Origin of the sequence: Acinetobacter sp. YH12200 (assembly GCF_013418175.1) — a bacterium.
In the GTDB taxonomy this organism is placed as follows: domain Bacteria; phylum Pseudomonadota; class Gammaproteobacteria; order Pseudomonadales; family Moraxellaceae; genus Acinetobacter; species Acinetobacter pseudolwoffii.
Genome location: NZ_VPCO01000008.1, coordinates 40,736 through 56,518, shown reverse-complemented (window position 1 = coordinate 56,518; position 15,783 = coordinate 40,736). Strand labels below are relative to the sequence as shown.

The window sequence follows — 15,783 nt, the reverse complement described above, 5'->3', positions numbered from 1 at the left end:
TTATAATATGCCATGCATTCTAGGTGTATAGCTCAGTTGGTTAGAGCGCTACGTTGACATCGTAGAGGTCAGCAGTTCGAGTCTGCTTATACCTACCAAGATTCAAAAAAGCCCATTCAAAGAATGGGCTTTTTTATGACTTAATTTTAATGTAATAAATTTAATTGTTTCATAAAGTCCAGCCCGCACTCAGAAAATACAAAAATAGCAGGACTAAACTCTTAAAGTATATAAGGATTATGGCTGGTATTTTTTAGGTCATTTTAAAATCAAGATAAAATATATTTTATAAAAAATCTTTATTTAAACCTGACATATTTTAACTGAACTATTTAAAGTATCTAGTGTTCTGTATTCCGATCTAAACAAATTTAAAGCATACTCCAAGGATGTTCATCTGGCTTCATTTTAACTCAGGATGCATAAGTGAAATATTCATTTATACAACAGGCTTTCACTGGCCCCGTGGATATCGTTGGGGATATTCATGGCGAGATTGCAGCACTGGAACAACTGATTCATGTATTGGGTTATGACCGGCACGGTCGTCATCCTGAACAGCGTAAACTGATTTTTGTTGGTGATCTGTGTGATCGGGGGCAGGATAGTGTCGCGGTGATCAAGCGGGTCAAACAGCTAGTAGATGAAGGCTATGCACAATGTGTGATGGGGAATCATGAATTGAACCTGTTGACCGATACTTTTCGGGAAGGCAATGGCTGGTTTTTTGGTTCACCGCATCAGGATGATCTGAAACCTTTTGATTCCATACAGGCTTCAGCCACAGACCGTAAGTGGATTCTGGATTTTTTAAATCGCTTGCCGGTGGCGCTCGAGTCTGAGCAGCTGCGTGTGGTACATGCCTGTTGGCATCAGCAATCCATTGATCGATTACGTGATTCTCATTTCAATTCGCTCAGAGAAGCTTATGATCATTTTGTTCAGCAGACGGTGCAGGATTTACAAGCCTTAGGAATTAATGAATGCATTCAGAAAGAACAACAAAGCCATCAACATCAATTCCAAGATCCTGCCGCCACCATGCCATTACTACAGCATCTTGCGGAAAAAGAGCTGCGTGAGCAAATGCACAATCCAATTCGGGTCATCACTTCAGGTGCAGAACAGATCGCGGTGCAACCCATTTACGCCGGTGGCCGATGGCGCATGATCGATCGTTTGCCATGGTGGGACAGCTATACCGATCAAATTCCAGTGATTACCGGGCATTATTGGCGAAACTTTAACACTACTGAAGAAAAGGCCGGACTATTTAAATCGATCAATGCACTGCAATGGTATGGACAACAGCAAAACGTATTTTGTGTGGATTATTCAGTGGGCAAACGCTATCTCGATCGTCAACAGGGCATTGCGTTCAGACATCGACTTGGCGCTTTAAGATTTCCAGACAATATTCTGATCTTTGAAGATGGCACCCATTACCTGGTTCAAGGAACTTAATCAGATAGAGTCTTCAGAAGTTTTCCCCGGCAATTTGTTGAGATAAAAAAGCAGCCATTCAGGCTGCTTTTTTTAGAAGATTGCAAGTTTATTCTGCTTCGATAATTTCATAATCATGGGTAATTTCAACGCCGCCATCCGAAAGCATTTTGCTGGCAGAGCAATACTTTTCTGCAGAAAGTTCTACGGCTTTTGCCACCTGTTTCTCTTTAATGGCTTTGCCTGTCACGACAAAATGTAAGTGAATTTTCGTGAAAACTGCCGGAATTGTATCCGCACGTTCAGCCTTTAACTCACAACGTACATCGCTAATATCCTGACGAGCTTTCTTCAAAATGGTCACAATATCAAAAGATGCACAGCCACCCAGACCGGTTAAAAGGAGTTCCATTGGACGGGGACCACGGTTTTCACCGCCATATTCCGCTGAACCATCCATAATGATGGTATGACCACTTTGAGTTTTTGCTTCAAAAGCAACATTCTCTAACCAATGAACGCTTGTTTGCATTGCAACTACCTAAAAAAAGCTATAAATTTGTCAAGTAACTGTACACTAACATAAATTGGGTTGATACGGAATTTCAATCCCACTGTGTGACAAGTTCACATTAGGTCTTGTGCGATCTATACATTATCCATATTCGGAACCGTAAGCATGACTTCAAACTTTTCACAATTGAGCACAGATGCGCTTTCTCCGGGGCAATTACCAGAATCCGTGAAAGCACTGTTAAAACGTGCATATATTAATCGTTATCCAAAACGTACTACGATCATTGATGCAGGATCAGAATCTAAATCTTTGTATTTGATTTTGAAGGGGTCTGTATCCATCATTCTTCGTGAAGATGATGATCGTGAGATTGTCGTGGCATATTTAAATCCAGGTGACTTTTTTGGGGAAATGGGTTTATTTGAGGTAAATCCACAACGTACTGCAGAAGTTCGTACACGTGATGTGTGTGAAATTGCTGAAATCACCTATGAAAATTTTCATGAAATCAGCAAGCAATATCCTGATCTGAGCTATGCGGTATTTGCTCAGCTGGTACGCCGTCTGAAAAATACCACACGTAAAGTGACTGATCTGGCATTCATTGATGTTTCAGGCCGTATTGCACGTTGCCTGATCGACTTGTCTTCTCAGCCTGAGGCGATGATTTTACCAAATGGCCGTCAGATTCGTATTACCCGTCAGGAAATTGGCCGTATTGTCGGTTGTTCCCGCGAAATGGTCGGCCGTGTACTGAAGACACTTGAAGAACAGGGGATGATTGAAACCGATGGTAAAGCCATTCTGATTTTCGATGTTTCTCTGGAGGAGCCAGAAACGGTCAGTGCCGGTGAGCTCGAAGACGAATAAGTCAAAAATAAAAAAAGCAAATCTTCTGATTTGCTTTTTTTATCCCTACTTTAAAAGCACAAATTCATTTGAACATAACAATTTGGCACAAGCTTTTTAGAAAAGATAATTTAAGTCCCCTTATCATTCCGATAGGCTATAGCGCATGTGATCGCAATAAACGACCGATAAATTTTAAGGATATTTTTTTATGCAGTTCAGACCATTGGCAGATACAGGCATTCTTTTGCCGGAAATTTGTTTGGGCACCATGACATTTGGTGAGCAAAACACACAGGAAGAGGCTTTTCAGCAACTGGATTATGCTTTGGATCAGGGAATGTATTTCTGGGATACTGCGGAAATGTATCCGGTTCCGCCGAAACCTGAAACCCAGGGTGCAACCGAGCGTATGATTGGTAACTGGATTGCCTCTCGCGGTGGCCGTGACCAACTTTTTCTGGCCTCAAAAATTGCCGGTCCTTCACAAGGCGGCAGTCATATCCGGGATGGCAGAACCCGTTTCGTTGCAGATGAAATTGCATCAGCGATTGACCAGTCCTTGGCACGTCTGCAAACCGATTATATCGATTTATATCAGCTGCACTGGCCGCAACGTCCAACCAATTTCTTTGGCAAGCTGGGCTATGGTAATGCAGAAGCGGCAGAAGATCGTGCAGTAACAGATCTGGAAGAAACCTTAACCGCTTTACATCAAGAGATTCAAAAAGGCCGCATTCGTTATATCGGCCTGTCCAATGAAACCCCATGGGGCACCATGAAATTTTTACATCTGGCTGAAAAACTTGGTTTATCTAAGTTTGTCAGTGTGCAAAATCCCTATAGCTTATTGAATCGTACTTATGAAATGGGCATGTCAGAAATTGCCAAATACGAAGGTGTAGGCCTGTTGGCTTATTCACCTTTGGCATTCGGTTATCTGACCGGTAAATTCCGTCATGGTGCGCGTCCTGCCAATGCTCGGGTTACTTTATATTCGCGCTTTAGCCGCTATAGCAATCCGGAAAGTGAATGGGCGACCGAACAATATGCACAACTGGCCGAGCAGCATGGTCTGACTTTGACGCAATTGGCTTTGGCCTTTATCAAACAGCAGTTCTTTGTAACCAGTACTATTATTGGGGCCACCAATCTGGATCAGTTAAAAGAAAATATTCAGGCCTTTGAAATCGATTTATCTGAAGACGTACTGAAAGGTATTGAAGCGATTCACTGTCAGCAGCCAAATCCGGCTCCATAATTTTTATCGTTATTTAGACGCACCCTTGATTGAGGGTGTTTTTTTATTGTTGATTACACGCTTATTTTAATGAAAAAGAGTATGGGAAAGGATCGTCAAATCCGCATAATTAAAACATCATCCATAAAAGATGCTCTTATAAAAATGAATCATGAAACTACTTTGTCCCAAACAAAAGTATGAGCGAAAGCCATACGGAAGTTGCTGAACTAATTTTTCTTTATCAGTGATAAGGCCATTAATCACCTCGAGTATTGATTCAAACTGAACAGAAACTCTCTGAATTTCTTCATTTGGTAGAAGGGTTAGGACAGCATATGTAAGCCAATTTTGTTTTAAATTATCCCGATACAACTAAATAGCTTAATCAAGATGATGAGTTAGCGCTAGTCTTGGGGTCTCATTAAAAATTCTCTTTCGCTTACTTGAAATATGATTTGACTACACCAATATTATAATTGAAATCTGTATATTTTTTGATAATAAGTTTTTGAAAAATATACAAAAATAATTTGAAATCTGATTAATCGCACCCATATATCCATCAAGTAGAAAATTTGTTGTGAGGAATAACAAAAATGCGTTTTGAGAAATTTACCAATCGCCTGCAGCAAACCCTTTCCGATGCACAATCATTGGCCATGACTAAAGACCATAGCTCGATTGATGGGATTCATATTCTGGCCACCTTGATGGATGAAGCATCCAATGTCAGCTTGCTGCAGCAGGCCGGCGCCAATCTGCGTGAATTGCAAACCAAGCTGCAAACGGCCCTAAGTAATGCAGCAACCCTGAGCAATCCCTCCGCGGATATCAATCTCAGCCCTGAAGCGGCAAAAGTATTACATTTGGCAGACAGCTTCGCGCAAAAAGCCGGAGATGAGTTTCTATCTACAGATTGGGTACTGTTGGCGCTGGCAGAAACAGGTAACACAAAAACCTTATTAAACAGTGTTGGCCTAAAGGCAGAAACCTTAGGCCAGATCATTAATCAATTTCGAGGCGATGAAAAAGTCATGAGCAATAATCATGAAGATCAGCGTGATTCACTGAATAAGTACACCATTGATTTAACTGAACGTGCTTTGGCAGGTAAGCTTGATCCTGTGATTGGCCGTGATGATGAAATCCGCCGTACCATTCAGGTTCTGTCACGCCGCACCAAAAATAACCCGGTACTGATTGGTGAGCCGGGTGTGGGTAAAACGGCAATCGTCGAAGGTCTGGCACAGCGGATTATTAATGGTGAAGTACCTGAAGGACTGAAAGGTAAACGTGTTTTATCGCTGGACCTGGGATCTTTACTGGCCGGTGCCAAATACCGTGGTGAGTTTGAAGAACGCTTAAAAGCCGTTCTGAAAGATATTGCCAAACACGAAGGCGAAATCATCTTATTCATCGATGAGCTGCATACCTTGGTGGGTGCCGGTAAGGGTGATGGTGCGATGGACGCCGGTAACATGCTGAAACCGGCGCTGGCACGTGGCGAGCTGCGCTGTGTCGGTGCGACTACGCTGGATGAATATCGTCAGTATATTGAAAAAGATGCAGCGCTCGAGCGTCGTTTCCAGAAAGTCTTGGTGGATGAACCGAGTGTGGAAGACACCATTGCGATTCTGCGTGGTCTGAAAGACCGCTATGCAACGCATCACGGGGTACAGATTCTGGACTCTGCGATTATTGCTGCAGCGAAAATGTCACATCGTTATATCACCGATCGCCAGTTGCCGGATAAAGCCATCGACCTGATTGATGAAGCAGCATCACGCATTAAAATGGAACTCGATTCCAAACCAGAAGCTTTGGATAAACTGGAGCGCCGTCTGATTCAGTTAAAAATGCAGCTGGAAGCGGTGAAAAAAGATGAAGACTCAGGTGCCAAAGCTGAGATTCAATATCTGTCTGACCAGATCGCCACGGTTGAAAAAGAGTATCAGGACCTAGAAGAAATCTGGCGTGCCGACAAAGCCTTGGTTGCTGGTAATAAAGACATTCAAGTCAAACTGGATCAGGCCCGTATTGCACTGGACAAGGTGCAACGTGAAGGTGATCTGGCTGAAGCAGCACGGTATCAATATGGCGTCATTCCAGAGTTACAAAAACAGCTGGAACGTATTGAAGCAGCTGAAGAAAGTGAAGCACCGAAACTGCTGCGTGACAAAGTCACCGACAATGAAATTGCCGAGGTGGTCAGTGCGGCCACCGGTATTCCTGTGGCGAAAATGTTGCAAGGTGAACGTGACAAACTGCTGCATATGGAAGAGTTCCTGCATAACCGTGTGGTGGGGCAAGAAGAAGCCGTGGTGGCAGTATCGAATGCGGTACGCCGTTCACGTGCAGGTCTGTCAGACCCGAACCGTCCAAGTGGCTCGTTCCTGTTCCTGGGTCCAACGGGTGTGGGTAAAACAGAATTGACCAAAGCATTAGCCAACTTCTTGTTTGATAGTGACGATGCCATGATTCGTATTGATATGTCTGAATTCATGGAAAAACATTCGGTGAGCCGTTTGGTCGGTGCGCCTCCGGGCTATGTGGGTTATGAAGAAGGCGGGGTGCTGACGGAAGCGGTACGTCGTAAACCCTATAGCGTGATCTTGTTCGATGAAGTCGAAAAAGCGCATCCGGATGTGTTTAACATCTTGCTACAGGTGCTGGATGATGGTCGTTTAACTGACTCGCAAGGCCGGGTAGTGGACTTTAAAAACAGCGTGATCGTTATGACGTCGAACCTGGGTTCGCAGGATGTGCGTGAACTGGGCGTTAATGCAACACGTGATGAAGTTCGTACAGTAGTGATGAATGCGGTCTCGGAACATTTCCGTCCGGAGTTTATTAACCGTATTGATGAACTGGTGGTCTTCCATGCGCTGGAAAAAGACCAGATTCGCGGTATTGCCGATATCCAGTTGAATCGCTTGCGTCAGCGCCTGGCAGAGCGTGATATGCGTCTGTCGGTAGATGACAGTGCTTTCGATCAGTTAATTGATGCCGGTTTCGATCCGCTGTATGGTGCGCGTCCGTTAAAACGTGCGATCCAGCAACGTATTGAAAATGGCCTGGCTCAAAAAATCCTTGCAGGGGAATTCCAGCCGGGTGATACGATTCTGGTCCAGGCCGAAGCGGGTGATTTAATCTTCGAGAAAATGAAAGTTAGCTAATATTGCCTGTCCTTTTAATTTTCAGAAAACCTAGCTTCGGCTAGGTTTTTTGATGGCTGACAATTCAGGTCATATCAGTAAAAAAATTGCTTAAAAGTGACAGCTATTTTTAATATTTTGTGATGAATATTATGTTTAAGTGATTTATTTGCAAAACAATTATCTTTATTTTTTAAGATTAACTATAATTTATGTTCAATAAAAATAGATAAATTCTGAGCAAAAACTATGTCGAAAATAGTATGGGGTGGAATTGGTGTCGTGGTGTTGGCGGGGGCTGTGAGCACGGGTAATTTATATGCAGATAAGAGCTTGAAAGCGCATTATCAACAAAATTTAAAACCAGCGCCGAACATTAGTGTGCAATATACTGACTACGCTATGGGGGCTCTACAAGGCACGGCCAAGTGGAGCATGAGCATTGTGCCAGACGCGTGTAATGCCAAAGAAAAATTAGTATTTAATGGTCAAGACCAAATTCAGCGTACCTGGAAAGGCTATACCATTCATTCTCAACTCGATTTAGCACAAGGACAGGGCGCATATGCTGAATTTTTTCAGCAACCTTTAAAAGTGACGACGCAAGTCAACTGGTTGGGTGTATCGACCACACAATTACAAACCCCTGTCATCGAAAAAAAAGAAGCAGGTTTATATACCAGAATTGACCCTATACAGATCAAGTTTCAGGCAAAACAGAGTCAGGGACAACATAAAATTTTAAATATGAGTTTTGATGTGCCAGAATTGTCTATTCGTGATCAGTCTGGAAATACACAACTCAAGGGTGTGCATTTTAAAACCAATCAGGCTCTGAATGCGCAGTATTTAGAACCGGGTTATTTCGAGTTCAATATTGTCAAAATGCAGCGCCAGGATGCTAAGGCAGAAGGCTCAGGACAACTGAAAGACCTGAGCTGGCGTATGGATACCCAACTGCATGAGCGTACAGTAGATGTTCAATCAAAATTTAAAATTGCCGAAATGGGCTTAAATAATGTCCCTGCGATGCAAGATTTAGAACTCAATTGGGAGCTCAAAGACTTACAGCGTCAAAAAATGCAGATATTATTTGATATTCTGCAAAAGCAAAATAACTCTTGTCTGGAAGCAGGAAATTTTGAAAAAGATGCGATACAAGCCATGTTGGCGGTGATTAATGATGGCTTCAAGTTTGAATCGAAGCAGAATCAGTTAAAGTTAGGCACAGGCAGTATTCAGGCAGATTTAGTCGGAAAAGTAATGCCAGGCCATCAAACCACCTTGGAAAGCTTGGCAAAAATGTTCCCAAATCTGTTAGAAGTGCAAACCGATATCAGTTTCAATAAACAGGTAGTAAAAACCTTCACTCATCATTATATGCGTGCCGCAGGTAAAAATATGTCCGATCAAGAGCTGGAGCAAATGCTGAGTGCGATGCAAGCTAATCAGCAAATTCAGCGAGATGGTGATGTGTTTAAACTATCCATGCATTATCTGTATGGTGAAAAGAAGTTCTTAACTGCACAATAAGTTGTAAGTCGCTTTTTAACAGCGAATCTAAGAAGAAAAAGCCTGTTCAACTGAACAGGCTTTTGTTTTATCACAATCTAATACCAGTGATTACACTTTAGGATGGCCGATTTTCCAGGCACGGTGAATCTTCTGGTTACGCTTGAAATCAGGCCCAATGGTTTCTTGAGTAATTTCTTCGACATCATAGAACGCCAGAATTTCTTCATCCATCTCGAAACCACGATAGTTGTTCGAGAAGTACAGGGTACCATCGCTGGTTAAACGGTTCATGGCGCGTTTAAGCAAGGATAGATGGTCGCGCTGTACGTCAAACGTCCCGTAGAATTTTTTCGAGTTTGAGAAAGTGGGTGGATCAATAAAGATCAGCTCATATTGCTCATGACCTTCTTTGAGCCATTCAAAACAGTCAGATGCAAAGAACTGATGTTGTTCATCGGCGTGATCTACGGTTAAACCGTTCAGCACGAAGTTTTCCTTCGACCAGTTCAAATAGGTATTGGAAAGATCGACACTGGTGGTACTTGCAGCACCACCCAAGGCAGCATGTAGGCTCGCCGTAGAGGTATAGCTGTAGAGGTTCAGGAAGTGTTTGCCTTTGGCCTCACGGGCAATACGCAAACGCATTTGACGATGATCCAGGAACAGACCGGTATCCAGATAATCGGTCAGGTTAACCAGAATCTTGGCCTTACCTTCCTGTACGATAAAACGCTTCGATGCGGTACTTTGTTTGGTGTACTGGTTTTTACCTTCCTGACGTGCGCGGGTCTTGATAAAGATCGCATCACGGCCCAGACCGGTCACAGCGCGAATGGCTTGCAGTGCCAGGTTAAAGCGTTTCTTGGCTTTTTCAGGGTCAATCGTTTTAGGTGGAGCATATTCTTGCACATGCAGGCGCTCACCATACAGATCCACCGCGACATTAAAGTCTGGTAAATCGGCATCATACAGACGTAAACAGTGTACGCCTTCTTTGACTGCCCATTTTTTCAGGGCTTGCATATTTTTGGTCAGACGGTTGGCAAACTCCATCGCACCTTCGATTGGTTCGAATTGTTGCGGCTGCCAACCTTCCAGAAACGGACGCACCACAGCCGCAGGTTTAACCGTACCAAAGCGGATATAGATCGGCAATTTACCATTCATCAAACGCAGGATTTGCGGATCATTAAAGGCCAGCACGTCAGCCTGTTCGACTTGAGAGGCAATCACCGCCGCTTTTTGATTCGGGAAATTCTTTTGCAGTAAAGCCGATAAACCAAGATATAAAGAACGGTTCTGCGCTTTATCACCGAGACGCTCACCATAAGGCGGGTTGGTTACGAAGAAGACTTTCTTGCCTTCAGCCTGAAAATCCGGCCAGTCATTTAAAGTACGCTCTTCGATCATGATATTGTCGAGAGCAGCTTCAAAACCTGCCGCGATGATATTTTGACGTGTCGCTTTTACAGCTTCCCAGTCTGCATCGAAGGCATAGAATTGCGGTAATGGATTTTCCATTGCCGCTTGGTGGCGTTCAGCTGCTTCAGCTTTAATGCCCATCCAGAGTTCATGGTCATGGCCATTCCAGCCATTAAAACCGAAACGACGCACCAGACCCGGCGCACGGTCGGTCAGGATCATCAGTGATTCAATGATAAAGGTACCTGAACCACACATTGGATCGACAATGATGTCCGGATTAATCTGTTTAAGCTGACCTTTTTGCAAAATTGCAGCAGCCAGATTTTCCTTGATTGGTGCATCGGTCATAAAGTGGCGATAACCACGTTTATGTAATGAGTCGCCGGACAAGTCCAGACAATAGGTATGTTCTTTCTTCCCAGCCAGAATATACATGGTAATTTCTGGCTGTTTGGTATCGATACTTGGGCGTTTACCCACAGCTTCCATGAAGGAATCTACGACACCATCTTTGGCACGCAAAGTTGCGAACTGGGTATTGACCTTGATGTCACGCTCGACATGCAAGCGAATCGCAAAGGTACTTTGTGGTGCAAAAATGAGCGACCAGTCAAAGCTGATTGCACCTTCATATAGCTCTTCTGCCACATCACGGGCATCGTGAGAAAATTCAATTTCATGGGTATGAATTGGCATGAGCACACGTGAAGCCAGACGTGACCACATACAAATCCGATAAGCATTTTCCAGACTGCCTTTAAAGATTAAACGACCGGGAAAACGCTCAATATTCTGAACACCTAAGCCTTGTAGTTCTTCTTCTAATAAGGTTTCCAGACCATCGGCACAGGTGACCCAATAATTGCTTAAACGTGGAGAGGTATTCATATAATAGAGAGACCAAAAAAGATAAATAAAAAACTGCGCCAAGTTTACCGTATTTTTATATTGAAAGCTTTTTAAATTCTCTGAAAGGCCTTGCCGTGTACGAGTGAAAAATAATATTCACATGATAAATTGATGAACTGGTACGCATTTTGCTCTATACACAGCAAATCAGGCAGTCAGTCGGAGGAGAGCGATGGCTGCCTGATTTTTCAATTTTATAATGGGGGTTAAAATGTTGGACAATCAGTTACGCAACCATGACGCTTTTTCAGTGGCCACTTTAATTTATACACGTTTGAGACGTGTGTCAGGCCGGGTCGTGGATGCGCTTTATCTGGCAGAAAATCTGGACTATGCGCGGCATGTGATTGAGCTGGTAGAACAGACCCAAGATCCAGAGTTGCAGCGTTTAATCGAGCGTTTAAAACAGGTTTGGGATCTGCCTGTGGTTCGGCAGCAACAGTTTGAAAAATCTGCACATCTGCCACAGCAGGAGAAATTGGTCTCGGTTGAACCCGATCAGGACGATATTTACCGTGCACAGGTTGCACATCATTATATCGGTGCGCTGCGATAAAACGATGGGTGTGAATGTGCCAGACTGAAGCACCCATAATTTTGTACTGAAAGTCAGCAGGATGGAAAATGGTTAAATTATCTTATTGAAAAAATACATAGGAATTTCAATTTCTATTTTTATTATCGAGGTGGTTTTTGTACAAGTAGTCACATTGCCAACTACTCAGACTGGCCAATCTCTGTATAATATGTTGACTTAACGCATAAGGAATCTCTCATGCACTTGGCGGCATTGCATACACCGAGCCAGATTCAACTCAATAAAGAAGGTAATCTAAAACACTTCTTGACCATCGAAGGTCTTTCCAAAGAAACCCTGACAAAAATATTGGACACTGCGCAGTCCTTTTTTAATGACCAAAATCAGCTCATTACCAATAATTTGCTGGAAGGCAAAACGGTGATGAACCTGTTTTTTGAGAACTCTACCCGTACCCGCACTACTTTTGAAGCCGCTGCCAAGCGCCTTTCTGCCAACGTTCTGAATATCGATATTGCCCGTTCGAGTACCTCTAAAGGTGAAACCCTGCGTGACACCTTATGGAACCTTGAAGCGATGGCCGCCGATATTTTCGTGGTGCGTCATTCATCTTCAGGTGCGGCGCATTTTATTGCCAAAGATGTCTGTCCGACGGTGGCGATTATTAATGCCGGTGATGGCCGTCATGCCCATCCAACCCAGGCGATGCTGGACATGCTCACCATTCGCCGGGAAACCCATAAAAAATTTGAAGAGATGTCGATTGCCATTATTGGTGATATCAAACATTCACGTGTCGCGCGTTCAGATGTAGCTGCCTTGCAAACCTTAGGCTGCGAAGATATTCGGGTGATTGCACCAAATACCTTGCTGCCATACGGTTTTGAAGAATATGGTGATGGTGTTCGTCTATTTAATAACATGGAAGATGGCATCAAAGATTGCGACGTGATCATTACCCTGCGTATTCAAAATGAGCGGATTGATTCTCCGGCACTGGCATCGCAAGCTGAATTCTACAAGATGTATGGCCTGAACAAAGAACGTTTAGCGATGGCCAAACCGGATTGTATCGTGATGCATCCGGGTCCAATGAACCGTGGGGTGGAGATTGACTCCAGTATTGCCGATGGACCGCAGTCGGTGATTCTGAATCAGGTGACCAATGGTATTGCGGTACGTATGGCGGTGTTGGCTTTGTCAATGCAGGGCCAGCTTCAGGAACAGGGTTTGATTGCAGCGATTGCGGGTTAAGGAATAAGTCATGACTATTGTAAAAATTGAAAATGTTCGTGTGCTCGATCCAATCCAAAACACTGATTCTGTTCAGACCGTGTATCTGGAAAATGGTAAGTTCGTTGCGGAAACGGCTGCTGTCTCTGAAACCATTGATGGTCAGGGCAAATGGTTGATGCCCACCATGGTCGATCTGTGTGCACGTTTACGTGAACCGGGTCAGCAGCAACATGGCACCTTAAAATCTGAAGGTAAAGCAGCACGTGAAAATGGGATTTTGCACGTGTTTACGCCACCAGATTCAAAGCCGATCGTGCAGGACAATGGCGCACTGATTCATGGTCTGGTTGAAAAAGCCATGCTGGACGGTGGTATCTATCTTGAAGTGATTGGTGCTCAAACCCAAGGCTTGCAAGGCCAGCAACCTGCCAATATGGCCAGCTTGAAAAAAGGCGGATGTACTGCGGTGTCCAATGCCAGTGCGCCTTTTGCCAATGATGACGTGGTATTACGTACCCTGGAATATGCTGCAGGTTTAGATCTGACTGTGGTGTTCTATGCAGAAGAGCCGCAAATTGCCAAAGATGGCTGTGTGCATGAAGGCTTTATTGCCTCACGTCAGGGCTTGCCGATGATTCCAGCACTTGCTGAAACCGTGGCAATTGCCAAATACCTGTTAATGATTGAAGTGACCAAAGTTCGTGCGCATTTCGGTTTATTATCTTGTGGTGCGTCAGTAGAGCTAATCCGGATTGCCAAAGAAAAAGGCTTGCCTGTCACCTGTGATGTGGCCATGCACCAATTACATCTGACCGATGCCTTAATTGACGGTTTTAATTCGCTGGCACATGTACGTCCGCCATTGCGTGCTGAACAAGACAAAGAATTGCTACGCCAAGGAGTAAAATCTGGGGTGATTGATGCGATTTGTACCCATCATGAACCGCTGAGCAGCTCTGCGAAAATGGCGCCATTTGCTGAAACCCAGCCTGGCTTTAGCGCTTTTGATACTTATGTACCTTTTGGGATTCAACTGGTCAATGAAGGTTTGTTTACACCACTGGAATGGGTAGAAAAAGTGACTTTGGCTCCGGCACGTGTTGCACAAATGGCAGATCGCTGGACAAAAGAGGCGGGTTGGGTGCTGGTAGATCCAGAGCTAGAATGGACGCTGAACAAAGAAAGCATCGTGTCTCAAGGTAAAAATACCCCGCTGATCAATCAAAAAGTGCGAGCTAAAGTTTTAAAAACGTTCCTCGCTTAATAGATCCAGCTTTTATAAAAGTCAGCTTCGGCTGGCTTTTTTGTTTTTTGAATTCTGTGTCAGTAAAATGAGTACTCAACAAAAACAGTGAAACTTTATGATATTCATACAATTATTTACATTTTCAAAAAACTGGCATCGTTACACTGATTGAATATTAAACATTAGAAAAATCAAAAGAATGGTGACAATATGAATGTAGATCTGATGGAACGCTTAAAAAGCGATGTTACAGCGATTGTGCTACAAGGTGAAACCGAACATCTATTTGCCAAAGATCAGGCACTGAGTCAGTTCTATCCCATATTCTTAAGTATATTGCGTGCACGTCCTGCATGGATTGAAAGTTTAAGCCAGCAACTCAATCCAAAAATCCATGAACTGTTTAATGGAAATTCGGCACTCAAGCAGCAGTTTCTGGATCAACTTGATCAGAGCGCGCCACAAGATCAAATAGAGCAGACCCTGAATCGGGCCATTGTACCGACCCTCAATTTTTTACAGACCGAAGCCGGTGCTTCAAGTCCAGAAGCGATTAGTCATTTGCTGGAAACCCACGCCGACTCGATCCAGCGTGCATTACCTGTTTGGGCCGGATCGATTTTAGCGGCATTAGGTGTTTCTCCATTGGCGGGGCAGCATTTGAATCAGGCGCCTGAACTAGAACCAGAACATGCTGTTGTGGTACAGCAGCAGAAAAAAACCGGTTTTTTATGGCCGTTTATTATTTTTCTGATTCTGGCAGCTTTAATCCTGTTTTTTGTTCGTAGCTGTATGCAGGATGATGCTGAGGATTCGGCAAACCCCCAAACGACCCGTGAAATTGCCGCAGTCCAACCCGCTTCTTTACAGTTGAGTACCGGCACTAATGGTGAAATTATCAGTTGTCAGTTACAGCTGAATAATCCCCAGTATATGCAAATTTTGCAAACCGAGATTAAACAGATCTTTAATTATAATATTGGTTGTGGCGCGCTCAGCAGTGAGGTTTATCATTCGGAATTTATTGATCAGGATAGCATTCCTTCCGTTTTGAAACTGATTCAAGGCATGCCAAATGTCTCACTAGACTGGATTGGTAATCAGGTTGCTATACGTGCAGCGAGTAATGCAGAAGCAGAACGTCTGGCAACACAAATTCGTAATCTGGCCAAAAATGTCACTGTTGTGACTCAACAGCCGGTCAATAGGAGTGAGGCGATTCAGGCTGCCAATAGCGATGCAGAACAAGCATTGGCGAGTATCGAAACTGATCATGTTCAGGCCTTAGATGTTGCGACTGCACTGAATTTGCAGATTATTAATTTTGATACTGCATCGACTGCCGTACCGGAAGTGAATAAATCGCTATTGGATCAGGCTGCTGCATTATTGCAGCGTGCACCGCATGTTATTCTCAAGGTCAAAGGACATACCGATGCGCAAGGAAGTGAGGCCGAGAATAAAGTGCTGTCTGTGCAACGCGCGCAAGCAATTGTGGGTTATCTGATTGAAAAGGGGGTTGATCCTGCGCAATTGCAAGCTGTAGGCGTGGGAGAGGGCCAGCCTGTTGAACCGAATGCGACACCTGCCGGACAGTTTCAGAACCGCCGCGTAGCTTTTGAAGTGGTTAATACTGAAACAGGTACTATACGCGCAGTGGATAGCGAGGGTGTTGTAGAAAAGAAAGCCAGCTGAAATAATTTTCCA

General features: G+C 43.9%; 11 protein-coding genes and 1 tRNA gene. 10 read left to right on the top strand and 2 right to left on the bottom strand.

Annotated elements, in window-relative coordinates; all coding sequences use genetic code 11:
- Window positions 1-21: 21 nt before the first annotated feature.
- Window positions 22-98, top strand: a tRNA-Val gene (locus FTU90_RS07105).
- Window positions 99-426: 328 nt separating this feature from the next.
- A complete protein-coding gene (locus tag FTU90_RS07100) occupies window positions 427-1,464 on the top strand; it encodes a metallophosphoesterase (RefSeq protein WP_180072105.1) in 1,038 nt (345 codons plus the stop codon).
- A gap of 88 nt (window positions 1,465-1,552) precedes the next feature.
- Here the strand turns inward: FTU90_RS07100 and FTU90_RS07095 are convergent, their stop codons facing one another.
- Window positions 1,553-1,975, bottom strand: coding sequence for an OsmC family protein (locus tag FTU90_RS07095; protein WP_005171632.1), 423 nt, complete (start codon window positions 1,973-1,975; stop codon window positions 1,553-1,555).
- Between the two features lie 147 nt (window positions 1,976-2,122).
- Here FTU90_RS07095 and crp point away from each other — a divergent pair, with 147 nt between their 5' ends.
- The 4 genes from crp to FTU90_RS07075 all read left to right on the top strand — a co-directional run bounded on the left by crp (window position 2,123) and on the right by FTU90_RS07075 (window position 8,740).
- The gene (gene crp, locus FTU90_RS07090) at window positions 2,123-2,830 is read left to right on the top strand and encodes a cAMP-activated global transcriptional regulator CRP (RefSeq protein ID WP_005171629.1); all 708 of its coding nucleotides are present in this window, start codon (window positions 2,123-2,125) and stop codon (window positions 2,828-2,830) included.
- Between the two features lie 190 nt (window positions 2,831-3,020).
- On the top strand, window positions 3,021-4,070 hold the full coding sequence (locus FTU90_RS07085) for an NADP(H)-dependent aldo-keto reductase (RefSeq protein ID WP_100355096.1): 1,050 nt from the start codon (window positions 3,021-3,023) through the stop codon (window positions 4,068-4,070).
- 578 nt (window positions 4,071-4,648) lie between these two features.
- On the top strand, window positions 4,649-7,228 hold the full coding sequence (clpB, locus tag FTU90_RS07080; protein ID WP_180072104.1) for an ATP-dependent chaperone ClpB: 2,580 nt from the start codon (window positions 4,649-4,651) through the stop codon (window positions 7,226-7,228).
- Window positions 7,229-7,456: 228 nt separating this feature from the next.
- The gene (locus tag FTU90_RS07075; RefSeq protein ID WP_005096528.1) at window positions 7,457-8,740 is read left to right on the top strand and encodes a DUF945 family protein; all 1,284 of its coding nucleotides are present in this window, start codon (window positions 7,457-7,459) and stop codon (window positions 8,738-8,740) included.
- A gap of 90 nt (window positions 8,741-8,830) precedes the next feature.
- On the opposite strand, the gene rlmKL is transcribed toward FTU90_RS07075, so the two are convergent.
- A complete protein-coding gene (gene rlmKL / locus FTU90_RS07070; protein ID WP_005096529.1) occupies window positions 8,831-11,035 on the bottom strand; it encodes a bifunctional 23S rRNA (guanine(2069)-N(7))-methyltransferase RlmK/23S rRNA (guanine(2445)-N(2))-methyltransferase RlmL in 2,205 nt (734 codons plus the stop codon).
- Between the two features lie 232 nt (window positions 11,036-11,267).
- On the opposite strand from rlmKL, the gene FTU90_RS07065 reads away from it, so the two are divergent.
- From FTU90_RS07065 to FTU90_RS07050, 4 genes are all read left to right on the top strand, one after another.
- Window positions 11,268-11,612, top strand: coding sequence for a hypothetical protein (locus tag FTU90_RS07065; RefSeq protein WP_180072103.1), 345 nt, complete (start codon window positions 11,268-11,270; stop codon window positions 11,610-11,612).
- 219 nt (window positions 11,613-11,831) lie between these two features.
- Window positions 11,832-12,848 (top strand): aspartate carbamoyltransferase catalytic subunit, encoded by a 1,017-nt coding sequence (locus FTU90_RS07060; RefSeq protein ID WP_100355094.1) that lies wholly within the window; start codon window positions 11,832-11,834, stop codon window positions 12,846-12,848.
- A 10-nt stretch (window positions 12,849-12,858) separates the two neighbouring features.
- Window positions 12,859-14,094 (top strand): dihydroorotase, encoded by a 1,236-nt coding sequence (locus FTU90_RS07055; RefSeq protein WP_159137939.1) that lies wholly within the window; start codon window positions 12,859-12,861, stop codon window positions 14,092-14,094.
- Between the two features lie 192 nt (window positions 14,095-14,286).
- Window positions 14,287-15,771, top strand: coding sequence for an OmpA family protein (locus tag FTU90_RS07050; RefSeq protein ID WP_180072102.1), 1,485 nt, complete (start codon window positions 14,287-14,289; stop codon window positions 15,769-15,771).
- Window positions 15,772-15,783: the final 12 nt, after the last annotated feature.

Bases quoted from the DNA above. Each gene is read 5' to 3' on its own strand.
- clpB (WP_180072104.1), top strand. From the start codon at position 4,649: ATGCGTTTTGAGAAATTTACCAATCGCCTGCAGCAAACCCTTTCCGAT.
- FTU90_RS07050 (WP_180072102.1), top strand. From the start codon at position 14,287: ATGAATGTAGATCTGATGGAACGCTTAAAAAGCGATGTTACAGCGATT.
- FTU90_RS07095 (WP_005171632.1), bottom strand. From the start codon at position 1,975: ATGCAAACAAGCGTTCATTGGTTAGAGAATGTTGCTTTTGAAGCAAAA.
- FTU90_RS07055 (WP_159137939.1), top strand. From the start codon at position 12,859: ATGACTATTGTAAAAATTGAAAATGTTCGTGTGCTCGATCCAATCCAA.
- crp (WP_005171629.1), top strand. From the start codon at position 2,123: ATGACTTCAAACTTTTCACAATTGAGCACAGATGCGCTTTCTCCGGGG.
- FTU90_RS07060 (WP_100355094.1), top strand. From the start codon at position 11,832: ATGCACTTGGCGGCATTGCATACACCGAGCCAGATTCAACTCAATAAA.
- rlmKL (WP_005096529.1), bottom strand. From the start codon at position 11,035: ATGAATACCTCTCCACGTTTAAGCAATTATTGGGTCACCTGTGCCGAT.
- FTU90_RS07065 (WP_180072103.1), top strand. From the start codon at position 11,268: ATGTTGGACAATCAGTTACGCAACCATGACGCTTTTTCAGTGGCCACT.
- FTU90_RS07085 (WP_100355096.1), top strand. From the start codon at position 3,021: ATGCAGTTCAGACCATTGGCAGATACAGGCATTCTTTTGCCGGAAATT.
- FTU90_RS07075 (WP_005096528.1), top strand. From the start codon at position 7,457: ATGTCGAAAATAGTATGGGGTGGAATTGGTGTCGTGGTGTTGGCGGGG.